This is a genomic window from Halomonas sp. G15 (assembly GCF_021282295.1).
GTDB classification, from domain to species: Bacteria; Pseudomonadota; Gammaproteobacteria; order Pseudomonadales; family Halomonadaceae; genus Halomonas; species Halomonas alimentaria.
The window spans coordinates 115,786-140,267 of record NZ_JAJSPA010000004.1; the positions used below are offsets into that span (position 1 = coordinate 115,786).

At 68.1% G+C, this 24,482-nt stretch carries 21 protein-coding genes, 1 pseudogene and 1 riboswitch; of the genes and pseudogenes, 12 read left to right on the top strand and 10 right to left on the bottom strand.

Translation table 11 applies throughout. The features are described from left to right. The first annotated feature begins 52 nt into the window (after positions 1-52). Positions 53-163: riboswitch (TPP riboswitch) on the top strand. After that, complete coding sequence (locus LWH48_RS03850; protein ID WP_232911350.1) at positions 153-1,559, top strand: sodium:solute symporter; 1,407 nt, start codon at positions 153-155, stop codon at positions 1,557-1,559. (Overlaps the previous riboswitch by 11 nt.) Further along, complete coding sequence (locus LWH48_RS03855) at positions 1,556-2,251, top strand: TenA family protein (protein WP_232911351.1); 696 nt, start codon at positions 1,556-1,558, stop codon at positions 2,249-2,251. Before LWH48_RS03850 ends, LWH48_RS03855 begins: the two co-directional genes overlap by 4 nt. Positions 2,252-2,317: 66 nt before the next feature. On the opposite strand, the gene LWH48_RS03860 is transcribed toward LWH48_RS03855, so the two are convergent. Beyond that, positions 2,318-2,722 (bottom strand): helix-turn-helix domain-containing protein, encoded by a 405-nt coding sequence (locus LWH48_RS03860; RefSeq protein WP_232911352.1) that lies wholly within the window; start codon positions 2,720-2,722, stop codon positions 2,318-2,320. A gap of 2 nt (positions 2,723-2,724) precedes the next feature. After that, positions 2,725-3,012 (bottom strand): type II toxin-antitoxin system HigB family toxin, encoded by a 288-nt coding sequence (locus LWH48_RS03865; protein WP_089676257.1) that lies wholly within the window; start codon positions 3,010-3,012, stop codon positions 2,725-2,727. 137 nt (positions 3,013-3,149) lie between these two features. On the opposite strand from LWH48_RS03865, the gene ilvD reads away from it, so the two are divergent. Beyond that, entirely contained in the window at positions 3,150-4,838 is a 1,689-nt protein-coding gene (gene ilvD, locus LWH48_RS03870; protein ID WP_232911353.1) for a dihydroxy-acid dehydratase, read from the top strand. 12 nt (positions 4,839-4,850) lie between these two features. Here ilvD and LWH48_RS03875 read toward each other — a convergent pair whose 3' ends face one another. From LWH48_RS03875 to LWH48_RS18220, 7 genes are all read right to left on the bottom strand, one after another. After that, a complete protein-coding gene (locus tag LWH48_RS03875; RefSeq protein ID WP_232911354.1) occupies positions 4,851-6,338 on the bottom strand; it encodes a PhnE/PtxC family ABC transporter permease in 1,488 nt (495 codons plus the stop codon). A 1-nt stretch (position 6,339) separates the two neighbouring features. Beyond that, entirely contained in the window at positions 6,340-6,993 is a 654-nt protein-coding gene (locus LWH48_RS03880) for an ATP-binding cassette domain-containing protein (protein WP_232911355.1), read from the bottom strand. After that, on the bottom strand, positions 6,993-7,859 hold the full coding sequence (locus tag LWH48_RS03885) for a putative selenate ABC transporter substrate-binding protein (RefSeq protein ID WP_442908293.1): 867 nt from the start codon (positions 7,857-7,859) through the stop codon (positions 6,993-6,995). Before LWH48_RS03885 ends, LWH48_RS03880 begins: the two co-directional genes overlap by 1 nt. 131 nt (positions 7,860-7,990) lie before the next feature. Further along, positions 7,991-11,104 (bottom strand): molybdopterin dinucleotide binding domain-containing protein, encoded by a 3,114-nt coding sequence (locus tag LWH48_RS03890; RefSeq protein WP_232911356.1) that lies wholly within the window; start codon positions 11,102-11,104, stop codon positions 7,991-7,993. Then, on the bottom strand, positions 11,097-12,278 hold the full coding sequence (nrfD, locus tag LWH48_RS03895; protein ID WP_232911357.1) for an NrfD/PsrC family molybdoenzyme membrane anchor subunit: 1,182 nt from the start codon (positions 12,276-12,278) through the stop codon (positions 11,097-11,099). The genes LWH48_RS03890 and nrfD overlap by 8 nt, the downstream gene beginning before the upstream one ends. Further along, positions 12,262-13,038 (bottom strand): sulfate reduction electron transfer complex DsrMKJOP subunit DsrO, encoded by a 777-nt coding sequence (dsrO, locus tag LWH48_RS03900; protein WP_232911358.1) that lies wholly within the window; start codon positions 13,036-13,038, stop codon positions 12,262-12,264. The genes nrfD and dsrO overlap by 17 nt, the downstream gene beginning before the upstream one ends. Positions 13,039-13,302: 264 nt before the next feature. After that, a complete protein-coding gene (locus LWH48_RS18220) occupies positions 13,303-13,653 on the bottom strand; it encodes an XRE family transcriptional regulator (protein ID WP_332875608.1) in 351 nt (116 codons plus the stop codon). 251 nt (positions 13,654-13,904) lie between these two features. On the opposite strand from LWH48_RS18220, the gene LWH48_RS03910 reads away from it, so the two are divergent. The 6 genes from LWH48_RS03910 to LWH48_RS03935 all read left to right on the top strand — a co-directional run bounded on the left by LWH48_RS03910 (position 13,905) and on the right by LWH48_RS03935 (position 21,454). Continuing rightward, positions 13,905-15,347 carry an APC family permease gene (locus tag LWH48_RS03910; protein ID WP_232911359.1) on the top strand — a complete coding sequence of 481 codons (1,443 nt, stop codon included), beginning with the start codon at positions 13,905-13,907 and terminating at the stop codon, positions 15,345-15,347. Between the two features lie 172 nt (positions 15,348-15,519). Continuing rightward, positions 15,520-16,500, top strand: coding sequence for a glutarate dioxygenase GlaH (gene glaH, locus LWH48_RS03915; RefSeq protein WP_232911360.1), 981 nt, complete (start codon positions 15,520-15,522; stop codon positions 16,498-16,500). Positions 16,501-16,600: 100 nt separating this feature from the next. Continuing rightward, positions 16,601-17,797, top strand: a complete 1,197-nt coding sequence (gene lhgO, locus LWH48_RS03920) for an L-2-hydroxyglutarate oxidase (RefSeq protein ID WP_232911361.1) — start codon at positions 16,601-16,603, stop codon at positions 17,795-17,797. Between the two features lie 160 nt (positions 17,798-17,957). Continuing rightward, on the top strand, positions 17,958-18,920 hold the full coding sequence (locus tag LWH48_RS03925; RefSeq protein WP_232911362.1) for a TAXI family TRAP transporter solute-binding subunit: 963 nt from the start codon (positions 17,958-17,960) through the stop codon (positions 18,918-18,920). Then, positions 18,917-19,417: a DUF1850 domain-containing protein gene (locus LWH48_RS03930; protein WP_232911363.1), complete on the top strand. Its 501-nt coding sequence runs from the start codon at positions 18,917-18,919 to the stop codon at positions 19,415-19,417. The genes LWH48_RS03925 and LWH48_RS03930 overlap by 4 nt, the downstream gene beginning before the upstream one ends. Positions 19,418-19,453: 36 nt before the next feature. Beyond that, entirely contained in the window at positions 19,454-21,454 is a 2,001-nt protein-coding gene (locus LWH48_RS03935) for a TRAP transporter permease (RefSeq protein WP_161430752.1), read from the top strand. Positions 21,455-21,514: 60 nt separating this feature from the next. Here the strand turns inward: LWH48_RS03935 and LWH48_RS03940 are convergent, their stop codons facing one another. After that, complete coding sequence (locus tag LWH48_RS03940; protein WP_232911364.1) at positions 21,515-22,222, bottom strand: hypothetical protein; 708 nt, start codon at positions 22,220-22,222, stop codon at positions 21,515-21,517. 243 nt (positions 22,223-22,465) lie between these two features. Here LWH48_RS03940 and purE point away from each other — a divergent pair, with 243 nt between their 5' ends. The 3 genes and pseudogenes from purE to LWH48_RS03955 form a co-directional block, all read left to right on the top strand. Continuing rightward, the gene (purE, locus tag LWH48_RS03945; RefSeq protein ID WP_232911365.1) at positions 22,466-22,969 is read left to right on the top strand and encodes a 5-(carboxyamino)imidazole ribonucleotide mutase; all 504 of its coding nucleotides are present in this window, start codon (positions 22,466-22,468) and stop codon (positions 22,967-22,969) included. A gap of 82 nt (positions 22,970-23,051) precedes the next feature. Next, positions 23,052-24,164: a 5-(carboxyamino)imidazole ribonucleotide synthase gene (locus LWH48_RS03950; protein ID WP_232911369.1), complete on the top strand. Its 1,113-nt coding sequence runs from the start codon at positions 23,052-23,054 to the stop codon at positions 24,162-24,164. Positions 24,165-24,170: 6 nt separating this feature from the next. Then, positions 24,171-24,482: pseudogene (locus tag LWH48_RS03955) on the top strand (prenyltransferase); the annotation flags it as partial.

Sequence of the window (24,482 nt, forward strand, 5' to 3'; positions counted from 1 at the left end):
TGCTTCCGGTCACGCCTTGCCGCTGTGCGAGGCGTGACCTCACAATTCATTCACTTGTCGCCAGGGGAGTCCCGCCGCATCCGCGGGGGCTGAGAGGGCCAAGCGCCGACCCTGGAACCTGATCCGGTTCATACCGGCGGAGGAAGCGCGACATGCCCTACCTGACGTCTGCCGTGCTCGGCGCGGCGCTGCTGTGCTTTGCTTTCCTGGGCCTGCGGGCCCGCCGGGCCGATGGCCCCCTCGATGACTACGTGACCGCCCGCAATTCCCAGGGTGCCCAGGCCATCGGCCTGTCGTTCCTGGCCTCCGGCATGGGCGCCTGGATCCTCTTCGCGCCGCCGGAGATCGGCGCCTTCGTGGGGCCGGTGGCGTTGGCCGGCTATGCCATCGGCTCCTCGCTGCCCTTCATCGTGCTGGGGCTCTACGGCCCGGCGATCCGCCGCCACCTGCCGCAAGGCCGCAGCATCGGCGAGTTCGCCGAGGCCTGCTATGGCGCCGGGGTGCGCCGCTGGGTGGCCTTCGTCTCGGTGGCCTACATGGCGCTCTTCCTGGCCGCCGAGCTCACCGCCATCGGCGCCATCGCCGCCATCCTCTCGGATGTGCCGCCCGCGCTGGTGATCCTGGGGCTGGCGGTGGTCACCCTGGTCTATACCACCCTGGGCGGCCTGCGGGCGAGCCTAGCCACCGATCGCTGGCAGGCCTGGCTGCTGCTGGCCCTGCTGGTACTGGTGGGCGGCGTGGCCTGGTGGTGGCTGCCGCCGATGCCCGCCGAGGCGACGATGCCTTCCATTCCCGCCAGCAGTGCGCTCTCCGTGGCGCTGACCCTGGTGATCGCGGTGACCGCGGCCAACCTGTTCCACCAGGGCTACTGGCAGCGCATCTGGGCCGCCGAGAACGACCGCGCCCTGAGCCGCGGGGCACTGCTGGGCGGCGCCAGCAGCCTGCTGGTGGTGATGGCCATCGGCGGGCTCGGGATGCTGGCGGCGATGCACGCCCTGCCGCTGGGCGAGCCGCCGATGCCCTTCTTCGCGCTGCTCTCCGCGGCGCCGGCCTGGCTGGGCCTGCCGGCGCTGGTGCTGGCGGTGACCCTGGTGGCCTCGAGCGTCGATACCCTGCAGAACGCCATCGCCTCCATGGCGGTGGCCAGCAGCGGCCGGCGCGGGCTCTCGGTGCGCGCCGCGCGCCTGGTGACAGTGGCGCTGATGGTGCCGGTGGTCTGGGTGGCCCTGCAGGGCTTCTCGGTGCTGCGCCTCTTCCTGATCGCGGACCTCCTGTGCGCGGCCATCGTGGTGCCGGTGCTGCTGGGGCTGTGGCGGCGCATGTCGCCGCTGGCCGCGGTGGTCGGCGGCGTGGCCGGCATGCTCGGGGCCATCGTGCCGGGCTGGATCGCGCAGGGCAGCTTCGCCGCCGGCATGCTGGCGGCCACCTTCCCCGGCAGCATCCCGACGCTTCCGCCCTTCCTGGGGGCACTGGTCGGCTCGACGCTCGTCAGCCTGTTGGTCGCCTGGCTGCGTCCGGGCGAGAGGCTCCAGCCCGCCCGCGAAGGAGACGCCCGATGAACCCCCGCGCCGATTTCAACGCCTGGGCCGCGCAGCAGGACGCGCCGCGCCTCACCGACTGGCTGCGCGAGATCAGCGAGCCCGACTGGTCTTCTACCGTGAACCATCCGCTGTTCGACGCTCTGGCCGAGGGGCGGCTTTCGGGTGCCGACTTCGCCGCCTACATGGCGCAGGACTACGGCTTCGTGGATCCCTTCACCGCGCTGATTGGCTTCGCCATCGGCCGGGCGCCGTGCATGGCGGACCGGGTGGTGCTGGGGCAGTTCATGGGCATGCTGACCAGCGACGAGAACAGCACCTTCCAGCGCACCTTCGAGGCCTTCGGAGTCCCGGCCTCGACGCCCGAGGCGCCGGCCTGGCTGCCCGAGACCCGGGCCTTCCAGGCGCTGCTGCGCGAGACCGGTGATCGCGGCGGCTATGCGGAGATCCTGGCGGTGCTGGTGGTCACCGAGTGGGTCTACCTGGAGTGGGCGCTGCGGGTGACGCGTGCAGGCGACCTGCACCCGCTGATGGGGGAGTGGATCGACCTGCACGACAACCCCGCCTTCCAGGAGTTCGTGGCCTGGCTGCGCCGCCGCCTGGACGAGGAGGCCGAGGCGCTCGATGACGCCGCCTTCGCCCGCATGGCCGAGTGCTTCCGCGAGACGGTGGCGAAGGAGCGTGCCTTCCATGACGCCGTGGTGCCGCGCTGAGCGAAGCAGTCGCCATGCCCGAGTTGCTTGCGGTGGGCTTTGCTTTCGGGGAAGAGGGGGGCTCCCTCAGTCGAGAAAGAGGTCGGCGGGTAGCCCGAAGCGCTGGGTCAGGGCCTTGATCTGGCGAACGTTCAGGCGTCGCTTGCCGTTCAGGATCTCCGAGATCACCGATTGGGTGCCGACTTCCGGCAGGCTCGACTGGTCGAGGCCGTGCCACTGCATTAGCTGGCGGAGCATGTCGGCCCCCCTGACGTCCGGCATCGGGCGATGGGCGTCGTCGTACTCCTCGATCAGGTCACCCATGTGTGAGGCGAGGCTTGCCAGGGGGTGCTCCTCGTCGTCTCCGACCAGTTCCAGCAGCTCATCGAGCGCTGCGACAAGGGCATCGTAGTCGTCTTCCGATTCCGGGGCATTGAGCAGGGGGGCCACGAAGCGCCAGTGGGCGGCCGCCTGTTGGACGATGCTGGTCATGTTCACTCCTTCCAGGTGCCCCTGTCGTATTCGGTATGGTCGAGGACGTGCTGGATATAGACCTTCTTGAATCGATAGTGCACCACTGCGATGAGGCGAATCTTGTTGCCACCGATATCGAAGACATGCTGTCGGCCGACCTTGTCGGTGGCGGGGAACAGTGCCTTCATCTCGGCAAAGCTGCCGGGCTCGCTCGACTTCATGAGCCGATACCAGGCATCCAGTGCAGAGGCGGCCTGGGGCCATTTCTGCTTGGCTTCCCAGATGCGCTTCTGGGTGATGACATGCATGGCGGCTGCTCTATCGCACTTTGCGATAAAGAGTAGCCGCCATCGTTCATTGTGGCAAGGTTGGCAGGGGGCATGGACAGCCACATGAGTTGCGGTCCACCCTCTGAGGTTCACGTCATCTTCACAGGAGCCCTGCCATGAGCGATACCCCGAAGGATTCCCGCCGCCGCCACTCCGCCACGGTGGTGGATGGTCCCGGCAAGGCGGCCAGCCGCGCCATGCTTCGCGCGGTGGGCTTCACCGATGAAGACTTCAGGAAGCCCCAGGTGGGGATCGCCTCCACCTGGAGCAACCTCACCCCCTGCAACAGCCATATCGACGAGCTGGCGCGCCACGCCAGCGACGGCGCCGATGCCGCCGGCGGCAAGGGGGTGATCTTCAACACCATCACCATCTCCGACGGCATCGCCAACGGCACCGAGGGAATGAAGTACTCGCTGGTGTCTCGGGAGGTGATCGCCGACTCCATCGAGACGGTGGCCGGCTGCGAGGGCTTCGACGGCCTGGTGGCCATCGGCGGCTGCGACAAGAACATGCCGGGCTGCCTGATGGGGCTGGCACGCCTCGACCGCCCCAGCGTGTTCGTCTACGGCGGCACCATCCTGCCCGGCAAGGGCCACACCGACATCGTCTCGGTGTTCGAGGCCATGGGCGCCCACAGCCGCGGCGACATCGACCTGATCGAGCTCAAGCAGATCGAGGAGACGGCGATCCCCGGCCCGGGCTCCTGCGGCGGCATGTATACCGCCAACACCATGGCCTCGGCCATCGAGGCGCTGGGCATGAGCCTGCCGGGAAGCTCCGCCCAGAACGCCGTCTCCAACGACAAGCGCGAGGACTGCGAGGCGGCCGGTGCCGCGGTGCTCGAGCTGCTCGAGCGCGACCTCAAGCCCTCGGACATCATGACCCGGGAGGCCTTCGAGAATGCCATCAGCGTGGTGATCGCCCTGGGCGGCTCCACCAATGCGGTGCTGCACCTGATCGGCATGGCTCGCACCATCGGGGTGGAGCTGAGCCTCGAGGACTTCACCCGCATCGGCAAGCGGGTGCCGGTGGTGGCCGACCTGCGCCCCAGCGGCCACTACATGATGAGCGAGCTGGTGGCGATCGGCGGCATCCAGCCGTTGATGAAGATCCTGCTCGACGCCGGCCTCTTGCACGGCGACTGTCTGACCGTGACCGGGAAGACGCTTGCCGAGAACCTGGCGAGCGTCGCCCCCTATCCCGACGACCAGCGGATCATCGCGGCCCTGGATGCGCCCATCAAGGCCGAGAGCCACCTGCGCATCCTGCACGGTAACCTGGCGCCCGAGGGCGCGGTGGCCAAGATCACCGGCAAGGAGGGCACGCGCTTCTCCGGCACCGCCAGGGTGTTCGGCTCCGAGGAGGAGGCCCAGGCACGCATCAACGACGGCACCGTGGTGGCCGGCGACGTGGTGGTGATTCGCTACGAGGGGCCGCGCGGCGGGCCCGGCATGCGCGAGATGCTCACCCCCACCTCGGCGATCATGGGCCGTGGGCTGGGCAGCGAGGTGGCGCTGATCACCGACGGGCGCTTCTCCGGCGGCAGCCACGGCTTCGTGGTCGGCCACGTGACCCCGGAGGCCTTCGACGGCGGCCCGCTGGCGCTGGTGGAGGACGGCGACCGCATCACCATCGACGCCGAGGCCGACACCATCGACGTCGACCTCACCGACGAGGAGCTGATGCGCCGCCGCGCCGCCTGGCAGCAGCCGGCGCCGCGCTATACCCGCGGGGTGCTGGCCAAGTATGCGAGGCTGGTCAGCTCGGCCAGCACCGGGGCGGTGACCGACTCACAGGAGTAGCGTCGGGCGCCGTCAGGGCTCGCAGCTAGCGGTATGCCGCAGGCGCAGGCGGTTGCGCAGATGGCGTGCCAGGATGTCCACGCCGATATTGAGCAGGGCGGTGATCAGGATCAGGACCATGGCCCGGTCGAAGCGGATCTCCTGGATGGCGCTGTCGACATAGAAGCCCAGGGTGGCGATGCCGAGGATGCCGAGGATGGCGGTCTCGCGCATGATGATCTCCCAGCGGTAGAAGAGCAGGGCCAGGAAGGGACCGTAGAGCCGCGGGGTCAGCTCGAAGGCGTAGCGTTCGATGCCGCGCGGGGCATCGGCACGCAGCGTGATCTCGTTGCTGCGCTGGCCCACCAGGTGGCCGATGATGCCGCCATTGTGGATGGCCAGTGCCACCACCGCCGGCAGCATCGAGGGGCCCCACAGCTGCAGCAGGATGAAGGCCAGCAGGTACTCGGGGGTCGAGCGCAGGATCACCAGCACGCCGTGGCCCAGCGCGCCGCGCATCCGGCCGGAGAGATGGCGCCCGGTGAAATGCTGCGACACCAGCGGATACAGCATGAGCGTCAGCAGGCCGGTCGCCACCAGGGCGATCTGGGTCAGCAGCAGGGTATTCCAGATGCCCGGCAGCGCCTCGTTGGCGAGCAGGTCCCCCAGCCAGGGCATGAGCCCGGCGACCCCCTCGCCCTGGCGCAGCGGCTCGGGAACGATATCCTCTGTGAAGAAGCGCGAGACGCTCTGCCAGCGGATCGGCAGCCCCTCGCCGAGCAGGAAGGGGGCGGCCAGCAGGTAGAGGGGCAGCAGGCGCGGGCGGGCCCACAGCCTGAGGGTGGCGATCAGCGCATAGAACAGCAGCAGCAGCGCCCCCACCGTGGTGTACTGGCCCTGGGCGAACGAGGACTCCAGGTAGAAGCCCAGGGTGGGCATGCCCACGAAGCCCAGCACGGCGCTGGAGCGCAGGCCGCACTCGAGCCGGTAGGCGGTGTAGGTCGCCAGGTGCGGCCAGGCCTGGCTGAAGCGGGTGTAGGCGAGGGCCGAGACCACGCCGGTGCCATGGGGGATCACCTGCGCCGGCTGTGGGTCGCTCTCGTCGAGGATCTCGGCATAGACCTTGGCGAAGATGCCGGCATAGGGAATGGCGATGGCGAGCACGCCGGTCAGCGGGTGCAGGCCGAAGAACTGCAGGAAGATCAGCGCCCAGAACAGCTCGTGGATGGCGCGGATGAAGGCGCAGGTGGTGCGCACCGCGCGATGGCGAAACACCAGTGCCAGCAGCAGCCCCGCCGCGGCCCCCAGCCCCACACCGACGAAGGCGAAGGCCAGGGTGCGCACGATCGCCTCGCCGAGGTAGTCCACGGCGGAGAAGTCGGGCTGTGCCAGCCCCAGGAACAGGCGGCCCAGCTCCGCCCAGGGGTCATGGGCGCTGATCTGGAAGTCGGCCACGAGCAGGCAGGCGATGGCCAGCGCCACGAAGCCCAGGCTGGTGCGCACGGTTGCCGAGTGCCACATGTCAGTAGAGCACCAGCAGGTCCCGGGCGCTGAGCCTGTGGCTCGCCTCGTCCAGGGCGATCCTGCCCTCGACGATGCCCACGACCCGGTCGGTGTAGCGCAGGGCCAGCTCCACGTCATGCATGGCCAGCACCGCGGTGGGGTAGGCCTCGCCCAGCGCGCTCAGTACCCGCTCGGCAAGTGGGCCGTCGAGGGCCGAGATCGGCTCGTCGGCGAGCAGCAGGTCCCCCCGCTGGTGAATCGCCCGGGCGGCGGCGACCCGCTGGCCCTGACCGCCGGACAGCTCGCCGACCGCGGTCCAGCACTTGTCGGCGATGCCGAAGCGCTCGAGCAGCGGCATGATGGCCTCGATATCGCGGCGGAAGGGGCGCGCCAGGCTGACCAGGTTGTACCAGGTGGGGTGCCTGGCGAGCCCGCCCATGTAGACGTTGTGGAACACGCTCAGCGAGGGCACCAGGCCCAGCTGCTGGGGCATCAGCGCGGCCCCTTGGTGTCGCCAGCGCTGCTGCATGACCCCCAGCAGCGTCGACTTGCCGGCGCCGCTCCTGCCCACCAGGGCCACCCGCTCGCCCCGCACCAGTGTCAGGTCGAGCGGGCCGATCACGCGGGCCCCGCCGTAATCGGCCACCACATCGGTGAGGGCGAGGGCGGTCATCAGTCGAGGATGTCGAGCTGCTGGCCGACCTGGCGGATGATCTCGTAGTCGGTGTTGTCCACCGGGATGAAGCCGGAGCGCGGGAAGCTCTCGAGCAGCTCGGGGTCATCCATGTCGAGCAGCGCCTGCTGGACGCGGTCGGCGAAGCCCTCGCCGAAGCGCTCGTCGACGTCGCCGCGGATCGTCCACTGGTAATCCGGGTAGGTCGGGGTCTGCCAGACCACCTTGACGCTGTCGGCATCGAGATTGCCGGCCTCGAGCTCGTTTTCCCACACGGTGTAGTTGAGGGCGCCGAGCTGGTAGGCCCCGGAGGCGACCAGCGAGGCGGTACGGCTGTGGTTGCCGCTGAAGCCGACACGCGAGAAGACCTCTTCCGGCGCTTCGCCGAAGGCCTCGCGCAGGTAGTGCTCGGGCATCAGGCGTCCGGAGGTGGAGCCCTTGGAGCCGAAGGTGAAGGTCATGTCGCGCATGGCCTCGACCAGCCCCGCGCCCTCTTCCAGGCCGGTGCTCTCGTGGGCGATGAAGTAGGTCCGGAACTCGGCGTCCTCGACGCCCTGGGCCAGGGCTCTGGAGCCGGGCACGCGCTCGCGGGCCTGCACGCCGGAGAGGCCGCCGAACCAGGCCAGCTGCACCTGGTCATTGCGGAAGGCGGTGACCGCCGCGGCGTAGGACTTCACCGGCACGAAGCGCACCTCGACCTCGAGCTCCTCCGCGAGGTAGTCGGCGACCTTCTGGAAGCGCTCCTGCAGGCGTGTCTCGTCCTCGTCGGGGATGGCGGTGAACACGAAGGGGCTGGCAGCGGCAAGCGAGGAGACGAACATCAGCGGCAGCGCCGCCGCCAATGCGCGAGGCAGGCGTCGAAGCATGGGGTGATCCTTGTGTGTGAGGGGAGCGCCATGATAGCAAAAAAACGCCCGGGCTTCCGATATCGGATAGCCCGGGCGTCGTGTCCATCGGCAGGAAAAGCGCTTCGCCTCGAGGGGCGAAGCGCCGCTCTTCAGGCCTCCAGGCGGGTCACCCGGATCGGCATGCCCTGGCGCACGGCGGCGCCACTGATGGGCTCGAGCCAGGTGCCGTCGATACTGCGGGTCGGGTCCTTGAAGCCCAGGTCGTTGATGTTGATGCCGGCGCGCAGCCACTCGAGGTCGGGCTGGGACTCGCCGTCGATCACGTGGGGGGTGGCCCCCAGGTCGCGGTGGCCGTAGCCGTGCTCGATGCCCAGTGCGCCGGGCATCACGCCTTCGCCGACCAGTGCCAGGGCGACCACGCTGCCGCCGGGGCTCTCGATGCGGATGGTATCGCCGTGCTGGATGCCGAAGCGCTCGGCATCCTGGCGGTGCATCATCACCGGGTTGTAGGGCTTGATCATGCGCAGCCGCTCGAGGCCGATGGCGTAGGAGTTCATCAGGTTGGACTTGAACGAGAACGCCAGCAGTGGCCAGTCCTCCTCGGTGAACACCTCGCGCATGGCGCGACCGTCGGCCAGCGGCGGCAGGGCATGGCGCGGCACGCCGCGGTTGGGCTCGCCGGACTGGGTGTTGATGCTGGTGCCCACCTGCTCGTTGTAGACGCACAGGGTGCGTTTCCAGGCGCTGGTGAGGTTCTCGCCCTTGAAATGGTCCTTGAAGTCCTCGAAGCGACCGCCGCGGGCATAGAGGTAGGCCACCGGGCCGCGCTCCTCGGGCTTGAGGGTGCGCGCAAGCCTGGGCAGCAGCGGGGCCAGGCCGGCGTGGGCGATGTCGCTCTCGTCGGCCGCGGGCAGCGGCTCGCCCTGCATGGCCACGTTGGCGGCCGCGCGCAGGAAGAAGTCCTCGGCACGATTGAGCGGGTGCAGGTTGCCGTCGGCGTCGGGGATCGCCTCGTCGCCGAAGCCCGGCAGCCCGAGGCGCTTGGCGGTGGCGATGAAGAAGCTCTCCATGGAGACCGGCTCGCCGTCTTCGGTCTTCTGCTGGCGCGGCTCCACCACCGGCCAGCAGGCGGTGGTCATCTTGCCCAGGTTGCCTTTCCAGGCGCCGGTGAAGCCCCACACCTCATACATCACCGAGTCCGGCACGATGTAGTCGGCGTAGCGGTTGGTCTCGTTGAGGAAGCCGTCGACGGCGACGAAGAGTCCCAGGCGCTTCGGGTCCTTGAGCTTGTCGGCGATCAGCCCCTCGAGGCCCGCCTGGCCGTAGATGGGGTTGGCCATGCAGCCGATCACGGCCTTGATTGGGTAGGGGTAGCCGTCCAGCGCCGAGGGCAGGTGCTCGGTGAGGGTGGGCGGTGCCAGCGAGCGCCAGGGAGCGCGGGCGGGGTAGGGGTTCTCGCCGGCGGCCACCTTGCGCTGGTACTCGGAGGACTTCTCGTAGGGGAAGCGCGAGCGGGAGAGGAAGACCCCCTTGGGGCCGCGCTTGCCCGGGAAGTTGGCCAGGTCGTAGCGGGGGCCGGTGCCGACGCCGTTGAACTGGCCGCCGCCAGCGGCGCTGCCGCCCTTGCGGTTGTGGTTGCCGGCCAGCACGTTGAGCATCTGCATGCCGAAGGCGGCGTAGAAGCCGTTACCGGACATCATCCCGCCATGGGAGTTGGTTACCGCGCGGCGGCCGTGGCTGGCGAAGCGGGTGGCCAGGTCGACGATGGTGGCCTCGGGGATGCCACAGTGCTCGGCATACTCGGCCAGGGTGTATTCGTTGGCGGACTCGCGCAGCAGCACCATGCTGCTCTTGACCCGCACGGTCTCGCCAGGCCCTTCCGAGGAACCGACGAGTTCGACGTCGCGGTCGACGAACAGCTCGGCGGCCATGACATCGGTGCTCTTTGCCAGTTCGCCGTCGGCCACCACCATGGGCACGTCGGCGTCGCTGTCCGCCTCGGCCAGGCCCAGGTCGCTGGTGCGCAGGAAGCGGCCACGGCGCGGGTGCGCATCGTCCGTGATCACCAGGTGGCTGGCATTGGTGTGGGTCGCCTCGCCGGCGGCCTCGGCGGCGGGCTGGCCGGGAAGCTCCAGGAACGCCTTGGCGTAGCCCTCGTGGTCGAGCAGCCACTGGATCATGGCCATGGCCAGGGCGCTGTCGGTGCCTGGACGGATCGGCACCCAGCGGTTGTGGTCGGCGGCGTGGGAAGCCGAAGCGTTGAGGCCCGGGTCCACCACCACATACTCCAGGGTGCCCTCGGCGCGCGCCTGGGCGATCAGGCGGCCCTGGCGCTTGAAGGGGTTGCCGGCCTGGCTGGGGGCGGTGCCCACGTAGAGGATGAAGCGGGCGTTCTGGATGTCCGGCTTGGTGTGGGCATTCTTGGCCAGGTCGTCCATTACCGCCCCCGAGCCCATGCGATAGGCCAGGCCGCAGTAGGAGCCGTGGTGGCCGTAGTTGCGGGTGCCGAAGGCATTGAAGGCGAAGCGCTTGAGCAGCGCGGAGCGGCCGTAGTCGGTGGCCTCCATCACCATCAGCTGGTTGGCCTTCGGGCCGTACTCGGGGTTCTCCGGGTCGATGGGGGTATCGACGTCGTGGATGGCGCGCAGGCCATCCACATGGCCCTCGCCGAACAGGTCGCCGCCCTCGCAGATCTCCTCGATGACCTGCTCGAAGGACACCTTCTCCCACTCACGGCTGCCGCGCCCGCCGACCCGCTTGAGGCAGTGGGTGACGCGGAAGGGACTGTCGATCTGCGCCATCATGGCGTTGCCGCGGGCGCAGGCGGTGGAGCGGTTCTGCTGGCCCTGGTCGCCATAGGCGCTCAGCCCGCGCAGGGCCTCGACCACCGGGGTGCGCATGGGCAGGTGCTCGTCGGCGGAGAGCGGGTTGTAGGGGTTGCCGGAGACGCGCAGCACCTGGTCGGTGGCGTTGTCGACGCGCACCCGCACGCCGCACTTGGTGGTGCAGCCGTAGCAGACGGTGAAGGCCACGCGCTGGTCGGGGTTGAGGGTCAGCTCGCCGCTCTCGGGGTCGACGGTGTACTCCGGTGCAAGGGAGTTGCCGTGGATGCGGTGCTCGGGCTTCTCGCCGGCGCTGCCGGTGACGCCCTTGGCCATCTTGACCAGCGGGTCGGAGTAGCCGGCGGCGAAGGTGGCGGCACCGCCGGCGGCGGCGGCGCCCTTGAGGAAGCGGCGACGTGAGGTGTCGGGTGACTTAGCCATGACGGAGGGCTCCTTCGACGTCAGGATGTTCGGGGGCGGCGGGGGAGGCGTCGGCGGCGCTGCCGCCCTGGGCGGCCTGGCGCCACGGCACGAAGAGGTCGATCAGCAGGATGGCGGCGAGCCACAGGCCGAAGGTTCCGACGATGCCGAGGATGCCGGACGAGCCGGCGGGGATGCCGTAGTGGTGGAAGCCGGCGCTGTGGCGGGCCACGGTCTGCACGTCCATCAGCACCACCCAGCGGAACATCCAGCCGACGTGCAGGGCCACCAGGCCGAGCACCCAGGCCCAGGCGTAGAGTGCCGGGCGGCGTGAGGCGGGGCGAGTGAGCAGGTAGAGCACGGCGCCGAACAGGACCAGGCCGGTGAGGCCACCCCACAGGGCGGTGCTGCGCCACTCGACGCTGTCGCGCACGGATTCCATTGCCGCGGCCACGGAGCCGACGTTGGCGTTGATGCCGTCGAGGAACCAGCTGCCGGCGACGAGTCCGGCCACCAGGCAGGCTCCCAGCATCACCTTGAGCATCTGCCGACTGACCGTGGAGCTGCGCTCACCGGCCACGCGGTTGAGCACCAGGATCAGGCCGGTAGCGGCGATGAAGCCGGTGGCCACGAACATCGGCGGCAACCACACGGTGTGCCACAGCGGGCGGGCCTTGACGATGGCCACCTCGGCGCCGGTATAGAGCATGATGCCGGTGGAGAGGGCCAGGGTCCCCAGACCCACCAGCACCACCAGGGCGCGCGGCGTGGGGGCGTCGCCCAGCGACAGCCAGCGGGCGACGAAGCCGGCAATGCCGGGGGCCTGGCGATGGGCTTGCAGCGCCGGGCGCCAGGCGAGCCAGGCCAGCACGATCACCCCGACCACGTAGAGGGGCAGCACCAGGCTGCCGACGGACATCCAGGAGTGGCTGTTGGCGTAGGCATAGAAGTGCCAGAAGCGCAGCGGCTGGTGCAGGTCGGCGAGCAGCGCCACCGGTGCCACCAGGGTGGTGGTCAGGCAGGCGAGCAGCGCCAGGCGTGCGGTGGGCAGCCAGGCTTTCCTGCCGAACACCAGCGCCGGAGCGGCCAGCCACAGGGTGGCGTAGGAGAGCGCGATCATGAAGAAGTACTGCACCGCCCAGGGGTACCAGGCGATGTCGTAGCGCGGGGCGAGCAGCTCAATGGCGGAATTCATAGCCCATCTCCTGGCCGTGGGGATCGAGGACTTCCAGGGCGACCGGCTCGGCATCGGGGCGAGTCACGAAGCGCTCGTCCATGCCGAGGTAGAAGACCTGGGGCAGGGTGTTCTTCTCCGGCTGCAGCACCATCAGCTCGTCGCGGTGCTCGGCGATCATGCGGCTGATCTGGCTCTCCGGATCACGCATGTCGCCGATGATCCGCGCACCGCCCACGCAGCTCTCCACGCAGGCCGGCAGCAGGCCGGCCTCCAGGCGGTGGGCGCAGAAGGTGCACTTGTCGGCGGTCTGGGTGCGCTCGTTGATGAAGCGGGCGTCGTAGGGGCAGGCGTTGACGCAGTAGGCGCAGCCCACGCAGCGGTCGCTGTCGACCACCACGATGCCGTCCTGGCGCTGGAAGGTGGCCTCCACCGGGCACACCGGCACGCAGGGCGGGTTCTCGCAGTGGTTGCACAGGCGCGGCAGCATGAAGGTGGCGACCTCGCCGGTCTCCTGATGCTCCACCTCGTACTGGGAGACGGTGGTGCGGAAGCTGCCCAGTGGGGCGGCGTTCTCGATATGGCACGACACGGTGCAGGCCTGGCAGCCGATGCACTGGCGCAGGTCGATGAGCATGCCGTAGCGCTTGCTGGGATCGCCTTCTCGACGGGGTGGCTGCTGGTTGATGCCGGCGCTGGCAACGCTGGAGAGCGGTATCAGGGCGGCACCCGCACTGAGGCGGGCCAGCTGGCCGAGAAGGGTGCGGCGAATGGGGTCCATGGCGCCTCCGGTGGCCTGGGTGGGGCGGAATCGTCCGCGCATTCAAGAGGTAAATCTGATACCGGAAGGCTACCTGCGACCAAGGTATATGGCCTTGATGTCGGTCAAGAGATTGTTAGAAAGCGCTTAATGCTCACGTAATGCTTTGCAAGCCAATGAATATCCGGGATTTTTCCGGCGAGTCGGCAGGACAAAAAACGCCCTGCCGGAGGGGCAGGGCGTTCGCTGTTCGGAGGGCGTTGCGTGATGCCGTGGCCGGGAGGCCTAGTGGGTGGCCCCCTGCTGCTCGATGGTGCGATGCACGAGGCGTAGCTCATCGATGGAGAGGTGCTCCAGCTTCCCCGCGAGGAGGTCGCTGATCTTCTGCATCGGCAGCCCGGCGCGGCGAGCGATCTCGCGGCTGCCGAGGTCTGACACGGCGATCAGCCGGGTCACGATGCGCATGAGGCGTGTACGTTGTTCCAGGTCCCTGACGTCGAGGTCAGGGCTGCTTCGCGGGGGGTCAAGAAGTTCCGCGGATCGGGACTGTCGTGCCGTGCTCATGATGCTCCATTGGGCGGTTGCGACAGGCACACTATGGCGGCTAGACGACGTTTTTGCCAGTGTCGATTGCATGCTGCTTTCGTGGCAGGTGTCGGTTCCCGCCTGCGGGGAGTGCCGTGCAATATTCTTGTCGACTAAATGAGAATAGAAGGCATCGCTGTTTTACCTGAAGTCCCGAAATCTCGGGGGTTCGGGTGAGCGTCGACGAATGTCTACCATCAAGAATATCAAACATCCTTGCTGTCAGTCCCCGGGTTGCCTATTTTGTCGACGTTACGTGAAAACAAAGTTATTAGGATAAAAAGACAACTATCGAGGATCTCATGACTCAAGATGCCACGACCTCACAGGGTCAGCTGTCGCGTGTGCTGGCCCGCAAGGATGTCCTCGCCCTGGCCTTCGGTGCCATGATCGGCTGGGGCTGGATCGTGCTGACCGGCAGCTGGATCCAGTCTGCCGGCAGCCTCGGGGCGATCACCGCCTTCCTGATCGGTGGACTGATCATCGTGCTGGTGGGCCTCACCTACGCCGAGCTGGCCTCGGCGATGCCCCAGGTGGGCGGCGAGCACGTCTACAGCTATCGCGCCATGGGGCACTTTGCCTCCTTCCTGTGCACCTGGGCGATCACCCTGGGCTATGTCAGCGTGGTGGCCTTCGAGGCCGTGGCGCTGCCCACGGTGGTGGAGCACCTCTTCCCGAACTACGCGATAGGGCACCTCTGGACCATTACCGGCTGGGAGGTGAAGGCGACCTGGGTGGCGGTCGGCGTGGCCGGCTCGCTGGTCATGATGTGGATCAACTACATCGGCGTGCGCACCGCCGCCCTGGTGCAGAAGGTGGTGACCCTGCTGATCCTGGCGGTGGGCATCCTGTTCATCACCGGGGCCCTCTTCCAGGGCAGCACCGCGACCATGCAGCCGCTGTTCAGCGTCGAGGAGGGCGTGATGGGTGGCATCATGATGGTGATCATCATGGTGCCCTTCATGTTCGTCGGCTTCGATGTGATCCCCCAGGCCGCCGAGGAGATCAACCTGCCGTTCCGCGAGATCGGCCGGGTGCTGATGATCTCGGTGATCCTGGCGGTGTTCTGGTACGCCTTCATTATCCTGGGTACCTCGCTGATGCTCGACCCCGAGGCGCTGGGTGCGAGCTCGCTCGCCGTGCCGGATGCCATGCAGGCGGCCTTCCAGGCGCCCTGGGCCGGCAACCTGATGATCCTGGCGGGAATCGCCGGCATCATCACCAGCTGGAACGCCTTCTATATCGGCGGCTCCCGGGCCATCTACGCCCTGGCGCACTCGGGCATGCTGCCCGCCTGGCTGGGCAAGCTGCACCCGACCTACCGCACGCCCACCAACGCCATCCTGGTGATGGGCACCCTCTCCGCCATCGCGCCCTTCTTCGGTCGCCCGGCGCTGGTGTGGCTGGTGGTGGCCGGCGGGCTCGGGATCGTCATCGCCTACCTGTTCGTCTCGCTCTCTTTCGTGGTGCTGCGTCGCCGTGAACCGGAGATGGCGCGCCCCTTCAAGGTGCGTCAGGGCAAGCTGGTGGGTGCCCTGGCGGTGCTGCTCTCCCTGGGACTGACCGCCATGTACCTGCCGGGAAGCCCCTCGGCGCTCTCCGCCATCGAGTGGGCAATCTTTGCCGGCTGGATGATGATCGGCCTGGCACTCTATGCCTGGTCCCGCGCCCGCTACGGCACCGCCTACAGCGACAGCATGATGCAACGTGAGCTGGCCGGGGCGGACCCCTACCAGGGCCGCTGAGCCTCGCTGGTACCCCGTCGTACCACCCCGAACCCCGGCCCTTGCGCCGGGGTTCGGCGTTTTCTGGCGCGCCGCGCCGTGACTCTTTGTCAATTATTCCTTTCAATGTTGATAAAATAAAAAAATGTAGACATTTTTAAGGAGCAAGCCCACAAGCCCCGGAGACCCTGACATGACCGTGCTGACCCATCTCCCCGATACCGCCATGCCGTTGCCCGCCGATATCCGCGGCTTCACGCTGGCGCCTTCTGTCCAGTCGTCGCGCCTGCTGCAGTTGACGATCTCGCGTGACGTGGTCGAGGCCTTCCTGGCCGCCGTCGCCGAGTGGCCGGTGCAGGCGCTGGAGTACAAGTCGATGCTGCGCTTCCGTGTGGCGAAGATCCTTGACGATCTGTGCGACAACACCCTGCAGCCGGTATTGGTGAACACTCTGGTGGATCGTGCCACCGGTGGCTTCCAGGTGGTGCCGGAGGGGCTGGATCGCGTCGAGCAGGCCGACGACATGGTCAAGCTGGCCACCGCGGTGGCGCACCTGATGGGGCGTTCCAACTACGATGCCATGAGCGGCCAGTTCTATGCGCGCTTCGTGGTGAAGAACGTCGACGACTCCGACAGCTACCTGCGCCAGCCGCACCGGGTGATGGAGCTGCACAACGACGGCACCTTCGTCGAGCAGGACACCGACTACGTGCTGATGATGAAGATCGACGAGCAGCACATGGAGGGCGGCAACTCGCTGCTGCTGCATCTGGACGACTGGGAAGACCTCGAGCGTTTCTATGCACACCCGCTGGCTCACCGCCCGATGCGCTGGACCGCACCGCCCAGCAAGAACGTGGCCCGGGACGTCTTCCACCCGGTGTTCGATGTCGACCGCGAAGGCCGCCCGGTCATGTCCTATATCGACCAGTTCGTGCAGCCGAAGGACTTCGAGGAGGGCAACTGGCTGACCGACCTCTCCGAGTCGCTGGAGGGCAGCCCGGCGATCCTGTCGGTGCCCAACCCGGTCGGGAGCTTCCTGCTGATCAACAACCACTTCTGGCTGCACGGCCGGGATCGCTTCACACCACACCCGGAACTGCGTCGCGAGCTGATGCGTCAGCGCGGCTACTTCACCCATGCCAGGACCTTGCGCAACCCCCGCCAGTCTTGAGAAGAGCGAGCTTTGGCGCCGCGACCCGACCGACGGGTTAGACTGACGAGGCCACGCCGTGAACACGACGTGGCCGTGTGATTGGAGGAGCGAGGACGGCATGCACGATTTCATTATCATCGGTGGCGGCATCCTGGGGATGTCCACCGCCATGCAGCTCAAGCAGGCCTACCCCGACAGCAGGATGCTGCTGCTGGAGAAGGAGTCCGGCCCGGCCCGCCACCAGACCGGCCACAACAGCGGGGTGATCCACGCCGGGGTCTACTACACCCCGGGTAGCCTCAAGGCGCGCTTCTGTCTGGAGGGCAACCGCGCCACCAAGGCGTTCTGCGACGAGCAGGGCATCGCCTACGACACCTGCGGCAAGCTGCTGGTGGCGACCAGCGAACTCGAGATGCAGCGCATGGAGGCGCTGTGGGAGCGGACCGCCGCCAACGGCCTGGAACGCGAGTGGCTCTCCGCCGAGGCGCTGGCCGAGCGCGAACCCAATATCACCGGGCTCGGCGGGATCTTCGTGCCCTCCAGCGGCATCGTCGACTATGCCGCGGTGACCCGGGCCATGGCCGCCGAGTTCGAGCGGCTGGGTGGCGAGATCCGCTACGACGCCGAGGTCAGCGCCCTCAAGGAGCGCCGCCAGGAGGTGGTGGTGACCAGCGGCGCCGGTGAGTTCACCGGGCGCTACCTGGTGACCTGCTCGGGGCTGATGGCCGACCGCGTGGTGCGCATGCTCGGCCACGACCCGGGGTTCACCATCTGTCCCTTCCGCGGCGAGTACTATCGGCTGCCGGACCGCCTCAGCCGTATCGTCAACCACCTGATCTACCCGATCCCCGATCCCTCCATGCCGTTCCTGGGCGTGCATCTGACGCGGATGATCGACGGCAGTGTCACCGTGGGTCCCAATGCGGTGCTGGCCTTCAAGCGTGAGGGGTATCGGCGGCGCGACGTATCCCCACGGGACCTGGCACAGATGCTGACCGATCCCGGGATCCTCAGGGTGCTGGGCCGCAACCTGCGCCCGGGGCTTCAGGAGATGAAGAACTCCCTGCACAGGCGCGGCTATCTCGAGCTGGTGCGCAAGTACTGCCCCGGCCTGACCCTCGATGACCTCGAGCCGTGGCCGGCCGGCGTGCGCGCCCAGGCGGTGTCGCGGGATGGCAGGCTGGTGGACGACTTCCTGTTCGTGAACACCCGGCGGACCCTCAACGTGGGCAACGCCCCGTCGCCTGCGGCCACCTCGGCACTGCCCATCGGGGCGCATATCGTCGAGCAGGTGAAGGCCATGGTGGAGGGCTGAAACCGCGCCGCGACCATGGTGGCATTGCCGAAATTCCCGGAAAACGTAGAAATCAGGGGGTTGGGCTCTCACGCTGCTCGCGTGCTAGCTTGAGTCTGGACGTCGACCCGGCGTCGACAATGACAATACGACAACCTGGTTCCAGGACCGGAGGAATGCCATGAAAGCCATGAAGTATGCCGTAGCCGCCTCGCTGATCGCGACGGCCCCGCTGGCGTCCGCCCAGCAGCTCTCCATCGCCACTGGCGGTACCGGCGGCACTTACTACCCGCTGGGCGGTGGCCTGGCCGAGATGATCGGCAAGCACCTCGAGGGCTATGAGGCCGTGGCCGAGGTCACCGGGGCCTCGGTGGAAAACATGGGCCTGGTGTGGCGCGGCGACTCCGACCTCGCCCTGGCCCTGGCCGACACCGTCTACCAGGCCTACAGCGGCACCGGTGACTTCGAGGGCCGCCAGCTCGAGAACATCCGCGCACTGGCCTCGGTCTATCCCAATGCCGTGCAGATCGTCACCCTGGCCGACTCCGGCATCGAGAGCCTCTCCGACCTCGCGGGCAAGACCGTCTCCGTAGGCGCGCCGGGCAGTGGTACCGAACTCAACGCCCGGGCACTGCTCGAGGCCAACGGCATCACCTATGATGACTTCGACCCGCGGCGCCTGAACTTCAACGAGACCGCCGATGCCATCCGAGACGGTGACATCGCCGCCGGCTTCTGGAGCGTGGGGCCGCCCACCAGCTCGATCATGAACCTGGCCACCACCCGCGACATCCGCCTCATCGGCCTCAGTGACGAGGAGGTGGCTAACGCCCGCGAGGAGGTCTCGGTGTTCGCCCCCTACGAGCTGCGCGCCGGCCTCTATGAGGGCATGGAAGAGGGCGTGCAGAGCATCGGCATCCCCAACGTGCTGGCGGTGAGCAGCGAGATGGACGAGGAGCTCGCCTACCAGATCACCAAGATGCTTTTCGAGCGCACCGACGAGCTGATCGAGGTGCACCCGGCGGCCAACGACACCACCGTGGAGTTCAGCGTCAACTCCACGCCGATCGCCTTCCACCCCGGCGCACTGCGCTACTACGAGGAGATCGGCGCCGAGGTCCAGGACCACCAGCGTCCTGAATGATGCGTGACTTGCGCCTGACAGCAGGGCGGGCCCGACTGCCCGCCCTGCTGCTGTGTGCGGGCCTCGTCCTGGCCGGTCCCGTGGCCGGCCAGGACGAGGCCCGCCTCGAGGTGATCGACAAGCGAGGCGAGACTCTGGTGACTCTGCCCATGCCCGAGGGCGAGGGCTGGTGCCTGGAGTGGAACCACTCGGTGGAGGGCTTCGCGGTCCTCGACTGCTATCGGCATCGCCGCGGACGCATGGTGCTCGAACGCAGCCACCTGCCCGACTTCGCCGCGGGGCTCGACCATGTCCCCGGCCGCGGCCGCCAGGTCTCGGACGGCGAGGGTGGCTACTGGATCGAGGACCTCGATGAGCCGGTGCCGGGCAACGCCTATCGCCTGCGGGTGGGCGGCCCTGCCGTCGACCACCGCCTGGTGGTGGACGACGAGCGCATCAGCCTGAGCCGACTGGCGGCAGACCAGCCGGTCACCGTGCGCCTGGTTTCACCTGAATAAGCCTTCTCCTGAATGAACCTTCACCTGGACTGACTAATGAGTGAATCGGGCAATTCCCCCATCGTCCCCGGCAGCCAGGCGAATCATGCCCGGCCGGTGCTGTGGCTGATCACCCTGGTAGCGGTGGGCCTGTCGCTGTTCCAGCTCTACTCCGCCGGCATCGAGCCGCTGGGGCTGTTCTACCAGCGCAGCATCCACCTGATGCTGATCATGATGCTGGCCTTCCTGATGTTTCCGGTGTTCGGCCCGCGGCGGCCTCGCGGGATCATCGGCTGGCTGCTCGACGCCACCTTCTTCGCCGGGGCCCTGGTGACCGGCGGCTATCTGGTGCTCTACCTCGACGAGATCATCAACCGCGCCGGCTTCTGGAGCCAGACTGACATCGTGGTCGGCTGTATCGCCACCGTTACCGTGCTGGAGGCGGCTCGCCGCGCGGTGGGCCTGGGCATGACGGTGATCGGGGTGATCGCGCTCCTCTACGCCTTCGCCGGTCCGCGCGGGGACCTCCCCTGGCTGGGGCAGTGGTTGCCCGGCATCCTGGAGCATCGCGGCTACAGCCTGGACCGTCTGGTGGGCCAGCTCTACCTGGGGCAGGAGGGCATCTTCGGTCTGCCCATGGGGGTGGCGGCCACCTATATCTTCATCTTCGTGCTGTTCGGCGCCTTCCTCGAGATCACCGGCGCCGGCAGGTTCTTCATCGACCTTGCCTATGCCGCCACCGGTCGCCAGCGTGGCGGGCCGGCCAAGGCCGCGGTGATCGCCTCGGCCGGCATGGGCTCGATCTCCGGCAGTGCCATCGCCAACGTGGTGACCACCGGCGCCTTCACCATTCCGCTGATGAAGCGCCTGGGCTACAAGCCCCACCAGGCCGGCGGCATCGAGGCGGCGGCCTCCACCGGCGGGCAGATCATGCCGCCGCTGATGGGGGCCGGCGCCTTCCTGATCGCCGAGTACACCCGGATGCCCTACCTGGAGGTGGTCAAGGTCAGCATCCTGCCGGCGATCATGTACTTCGGTACCGTCTACCTGTTCGTGCATATCATCGCCCTCAAGCAGGGCATGCAGGGGATGGCGAGGAGCGAGCTGCCCCAGATGCGCGACGTGATGGGCTACGGCTGGCACTTCCTGCTGCCGCTGGCGGTGCTGGTGTGGCTGCTGGTGATGAACATGTCGCCGATGCGGGTGGGCTATTTCGCCATCCTCACCATGCTCGCCGTGGCGGTACTGCGCTTCCTGGTGTGGTTCTTCCTCGTGGCGCCGAAACAGGGTGAGCCGGTGACCGGGGAGCGGCTCCTTGCCGCCACCCGCAGTGGACTGGTGAAGCTGCTCGGCGGTCTGGAGCTGGGTGCGCGCAATGCCGTGGCGGTCTCCATGGCCTGCGCGGTGGCCGGCATCATCGTCGGTGTGGTGGGGCTGACCGGCCTGGGGCTGAAGTTCTCCTCCATGATGCTCGCCTTCTCGGGGGGCAACCTGCTGCTGGCGCTGATCATGGTGCTGCTGGCCAGCCTGGTGCTGGGCATGGGCCTGCCGGTGACCGCCAGCTATATCGTGCTGATCGTGCTGGTGGGGCCGGCGCTCACCGCCGAGTTCGGCGTACCGCTGCTGATCGCCCACCTGGTGGTGTTCTGGTACTCCCAGGACTCCAACGTCACGCCACCCATCGCCCTGGCCGGTTTCGCCGGGGCGGCCATCGCCGGCGCCAAGCCGATGGAGACGGGCTTCCAGGCCTGGAAGTTCGCCAAGGGGCTCTACCTGATCCCGCTGTTCATGGTCTACAACCCGGAGATCATCATGGGCGGGCCCTGGCCACTGCTGATCTGGACGGCATTGACCGGCTTCCTGGCCCTGGCGGCCTTCGCGGCGGCGCTGGAGGGGTATCTGTTCGCCCGCATGGGCTGGGCGCTGCGGGTGCTGCTGCTGCCGGCTATCGTGGCGGTGTTCTACCCCAGCCTGATGGTGGAAGCCGTCGGCGCAGCGGTGATGCTGGCGGTGATCGTTGCCAACTGGCTTTCGAGCAGGCGGGGCGCGACGGCCTGACACATGAAGGCCCGCCCGGAGAACCGGGCGGGCCTTCGTGGCGTGGTCGCGGGGCGAGGCTTACTGGCTGGAAGTCTCGGCCTCGACTTCGGCTTCTGCGGAGACTTCCGCGGCCTCATCGCTGCCTGAGGCCATCTCCTTGGCGCTATCGACCAGCTCGCCGGCCTTCTCCTGGGCCGCCTCCACGGCGTCGGCGGTGACTTCGCGGGCGGAGTCCACGGCATCGGCGGTGGCGTCCCGGGCGGCATCCAGTGCGCTGGCGGTCTCTTCGGCGGCCTCGTCACCCGTGGCTTCAGCTGCCTCGGCTGCCTCGCTGGCCTCCTGGGCGGCTTCGTCGCCTGCCGCGTCCAGAGTCTCGCCCGCCTCATCGACCGCCTGCTCTGTCTCAGCGGCAGCTTCGTCACCCGCAGCTTCGGCGCTCTCGGCCGCTTCGCTGGCTTCCTGGGCGGCTTCATCGCCTGCCGCGTCCAGAGCCTCGCCCGCCTCATCGACCGCCTGCTCGGTCTCGGCGGCCGCTTCGTCCAGGGCCTGTCCGGACTCTTCGGCGGCCTCATCCAGGGCCTCTTCGGTCTCGGCGGCGGCCTCGTCCAGGGCGTCTTCGGTCTCGGCAGCGGCCTCGTCCATTGCCTCGCCGGCCTCGTCGGCGGTCTGCTCGACCTCCTGCTCGGTGGTCTCTTCCTGCTGGGTGGCCTCTTCGCTGTCAGAGTCGCAGCCGACGAGCAGCAGTGAGCCGGCGAGTACCGCGGTAAAGATCAGGGAACGCTTCATTGTCTGTCTCCTTGGTGGCTTCCAGATGGGCTTATCCTTGCTGCCCATTCACCACGACCTTAGCAGGCAATGGCGCATCTAGCATGCAAACGGCTGTCTTCCGGCGGCGACAGTCTGGCCTGTGGGTGTGGCTGTCCGCCTGGTCAAGATGACGCTTGAGGACTGCGGCGCTAGAATGTCCGGCTTTCCTTCATGCACTCTTTCCCGCTTTCCGCATCAGAGGCAGTCGCCGAGGAGCAGGCCATGCAGTCCGATACACAGGCGCCGAAGGTCGGCGTGATCATGGGATCCAAATCCGACTGGCCGGTGATGGAGCATGCCGTGGCGATGCTCGAGCGCCTGGGTGTGCCCTGCGAGACCCGGGTGGTCTCTGCCCATCGCACTCCGGACCTGCTGTTCGACTACGCCAAGGAAGCGGCCGAGCGCGGCCTTCAGGTGATCGTCGCCGGCGCCGGCGGGGCCGCCCATCTGCCCGGCATGGTGGCTTCCCAGACCGCGCTGCCGGTGCTCGGCGTGCCGGTGGAATCCAAGGCGCTCAAGGGCCTGGATTCGCTGCTCTCCATCGTGCAGATGCCCGGCGGCATCGCGGTAGGGACGCTGGCCATCGGCAAGGCCGGGGCCACCAACGCCGGCCTGCTTGCCGCCCAGATCGTCGGCCTGCAGGACGCGACCGTGAGAGCCGCGGTGGAGGCCTTCCGCGCCGAGCAGACGCAGACGGTACTCGACACCCCTGACCCCCGGCCCTGATAGCCCCAGCCCTGATAGCCCCAGCCCTGATAGCCCCAGCCCTGATAGAGAGACGAGTGAGGAGAAGGTTATGGAAAAAGTCATGAATATCGGCGTCCTGGGGGCCGGCCAGCTCGGCCGCATGCTGGCCCTGGCCGGCTACCCGCTGGCCAACCGCTTCACCTTCCTCGATACCACCGGCCACCCCAGCGCCGGCATCGGCGAGGTGATGATCGACACCGATCGCAAGCACCTCGAGGCCTTCCTCGAGAAGGTCGACCTGGTCACCTACGAGTTCGAGCACCTGCCGGTATCGCTGGTCCAGGCCATCGAGGAGGTCAGGCCGGTCTATCCGTCGAGTGAGGCGATCCGCGTTTGCCAGAACCGCGCCGAGGAGAAGGCGCTCTTCGACCGCCTGGGCATCCCCACCCCGGCCTATCGCCTGGTGGAGCATGCCGACGAACTGGAGGCCGCAGCCCGAGAGCTGGGCTGTCCGGTGGTGGCCAAGTCGGTCACCGAGGGCTATGACGGCAAGGGTCAGGCGGTGCTCAGGGACCCCGCCGAGGCGGCCGAGGCCTGGCGCTCGATCAACCATCCGCAGCTGATCGTCGAAGCCTTCGTCGACTTCGTGCGTGAGGTGTCGATCATCGCCGTGCGTGGCCGCGACGGCGAGGTGGCCTTCTACCCCATGGCCGAGAACCAGCACGTGGACGGCATCCTGCGCTACTCCATCGCCCCCTTGCCGGACCTGGCCGACAGCATCCAGCAGACCGCCGACGGCTATATCCGCGCGCTGCTCGACGAACTCGACTACGTGGGGGTGCTGACCCTGGAGCTCTTCCAGTGTGCCGACGGCAGCCTGCTGGCCAACGAGATGGCGCCCCGGGTGCACAACTCCGGCCACTGGTCCATCGACGGTGCGGTGACCAGCCAGTTCGAGAACCACCTGCGTGCCATCCAGGGGCTGCCGCTCGGTGACACCTCGGCGCGCATGCCGACCTGCATGGTCAACGTGATCGGTCACGAGGGCGAGGCGGCCGAGGTCCTTGCCCTGCCGGACGCCCACCTGCACCGCTACGACAAGAGCGAGCGCGCCGGGCGCAAGCTGGCCCACATCAACCTGCTGGCGCCCACCCACGCCGAGTTGCTGGAGCGAGTACGGGCCTGCGCGGCGCTACTGCCGGACGCCCCGGCACCGCGCTTCAGCTTCGAGTAGGGCGGAGTGCAGGGAGGCACCACCACGCCCGCCGTATGGCGGGCGAGCCGTCCGGGCTTCCTGGTGTTGGCGCCGCTCTGCGTGGTGCTGGGCCTGCTGCTGGCGGTGCGCCAGGGGGTGGCACCGGCAGCGCTTCAGGTGGCCCTGGTACTGCTCGGCGGCCTGCTGGCCCACGCCGCGGTCAATCTGCTCAACGAGTACGACGACTTCCGCTCGGGACTGGATCACCTGACCCTGCGTACGCCCTTCTCCGGCGGCAGCGGGGCGCTGCCCGCCGCCCCCTGGGCGGCGCCGGCGGTGCTGGCCGCGGGGCTCGCG

Bases quoted from the DNA above. Each gene is read 5' to 3' on its own strand.
- nrfD (WP_232911357.1), bottom strand. From the start codon at position 12,278: ATGAATTCCGCCATTGAGCTGCTCGCCCCGCGCTACGACATCGCCTGG.
- LWH48_RS03890 (WP_232911356.1), bottom strand. From the start codon at position 11,104: ATGGCTAAGTCACCCGACACCTCACGTCGCCGCTTCCTCAAGGGCGCC.
- LWH48_RS03910 (WP_232911359.1), top strand. From the start codon at position 13,905: ATGACTCAAGATGCCACGACCTCACAGGGTCAGCTGTCGCGTGTGCTG.
- LWH48_RS03925 (WP_232911362.1), top strand. From the start codon at position 17,958: ATGAAAGCCATGAAGTATGCCGTAGCCGCCTCGCTGATCGCGACGGCC.
- LWH48_RS03930 (WP_232911363.1), top strand. From the start codon at position 18,917: ATGATGCGTGACTTGCGCCTGACAGCAGGGCGGGCCCGACTGCCCGCC.
- LWH48_RS03950 (WP_232911369.1), top strand. From the start codon at position 23,052: ATGAATATCGGCGTCCTGGGGGCCGGCCAGCTCGGCCGCATGCTGGCC.
- LWH48_RS03865 (WP_089676257.1), bottom strand. From the start codon at position 3,012: ATGCATGTCATCACCCAGAAGCGCATCTGGGAAGCCAAGCAGAAATGG.
- LWH48_RS03875 (WP_232911354.1), bottom strand. From the start codon at position 6,338: ATGTGGCACTCGGCAACCGTGCGCACCAGCCTGGGCTTCGTGGCGCTG.
- glaH (WP_232911360.1), top strand. From the start codon at position 15,520: ATGACCGTGCTGACCCATCTCCCCGATACCGCCATGCCGTTGCCCGCC.
- LWH48_RS03935 (WP_161430752.1), top strand. From the start codon at position 19,454: ATGAGTGAATCGGGCAATTCCCCCATCGTCCCCGGCAGCCAGGCGAAT.
- dsrO (WP_232911358.1), bottom strand. From the start codon at position 13,038: ATGGACCCCATTCGCCGCACCCTTCTCGGCCAGCTGGCCCGCCTCAGT.
- purE (WP_232911365.1), top strand. From the start codon at position 22,466: ATGCAGTCCGATACACAGGCGCCGAAGGTCGGCGTGATCATGGGATCC.
- LWH48_RS03860 (WP_232911352.1), bottom strand. From the start codon at position 2,722: ATGACCAGCATCGTCCAACAGGCGGCCGCCCACTGGCGCTTCGTGGCC.
- lhgO (WP_232911361.1), top strand. From the start codon at position 16,601: ATGCACGATTTCATTATCATCGGTGGCGGCATCCTGGGGATGTCCACC.
- LWH48_RS03880 (WP_232911355.1), bottom strand. From the start codon at position 6,993: ATGACCGCCCTCGCCCTCACCGATGTGGTGGCCGATTACGGCGGGGCC.
- LWH48_RS03855 (WP_232911351.1), top strand. From the start codon at position 1,556: ATGAACCCCCGCGCCGATTTCAACGCCTGGGCCGCGCAGCAGGACGCG.
- LWH48_RS03885 (WP_442908293.1), bottom strand. From the start codon at position 7,859: ATGCTTCGACGCCTGCCTCGCGCATTGGCGGCGGCGCTGCCGCTGATG.
- LWH48_RS03940 (WP_232911364.1), bottom strand. From the start codon at position 22,222: ATGAAGCGTTCCCTGATCTTTACCGCGGTACTCGCCGGCTCACTGCTG.
- LWH48_RS18220 (WP_332875608.1), bottom strand. From the start codon at position 13,653: ATGCAATCGACACTGGCAAAAACGTCGTCTAGCCGCCATAGTGTGCCT.
- ilvD (WP_232911353.1), top strand. From the start codon at position 3,150: ATGAGCGATACCCCGAAGGATTCCCGCCGCCGCCACTCCGCCACGGTG.
- LWH48_RS03850 (WP_232911350.1), top strand. From the start codon at position 153: ATGCCCTACCTGACGTCTGCCGTGCTCGGCGCGGCGCTGCTGTGCTTT.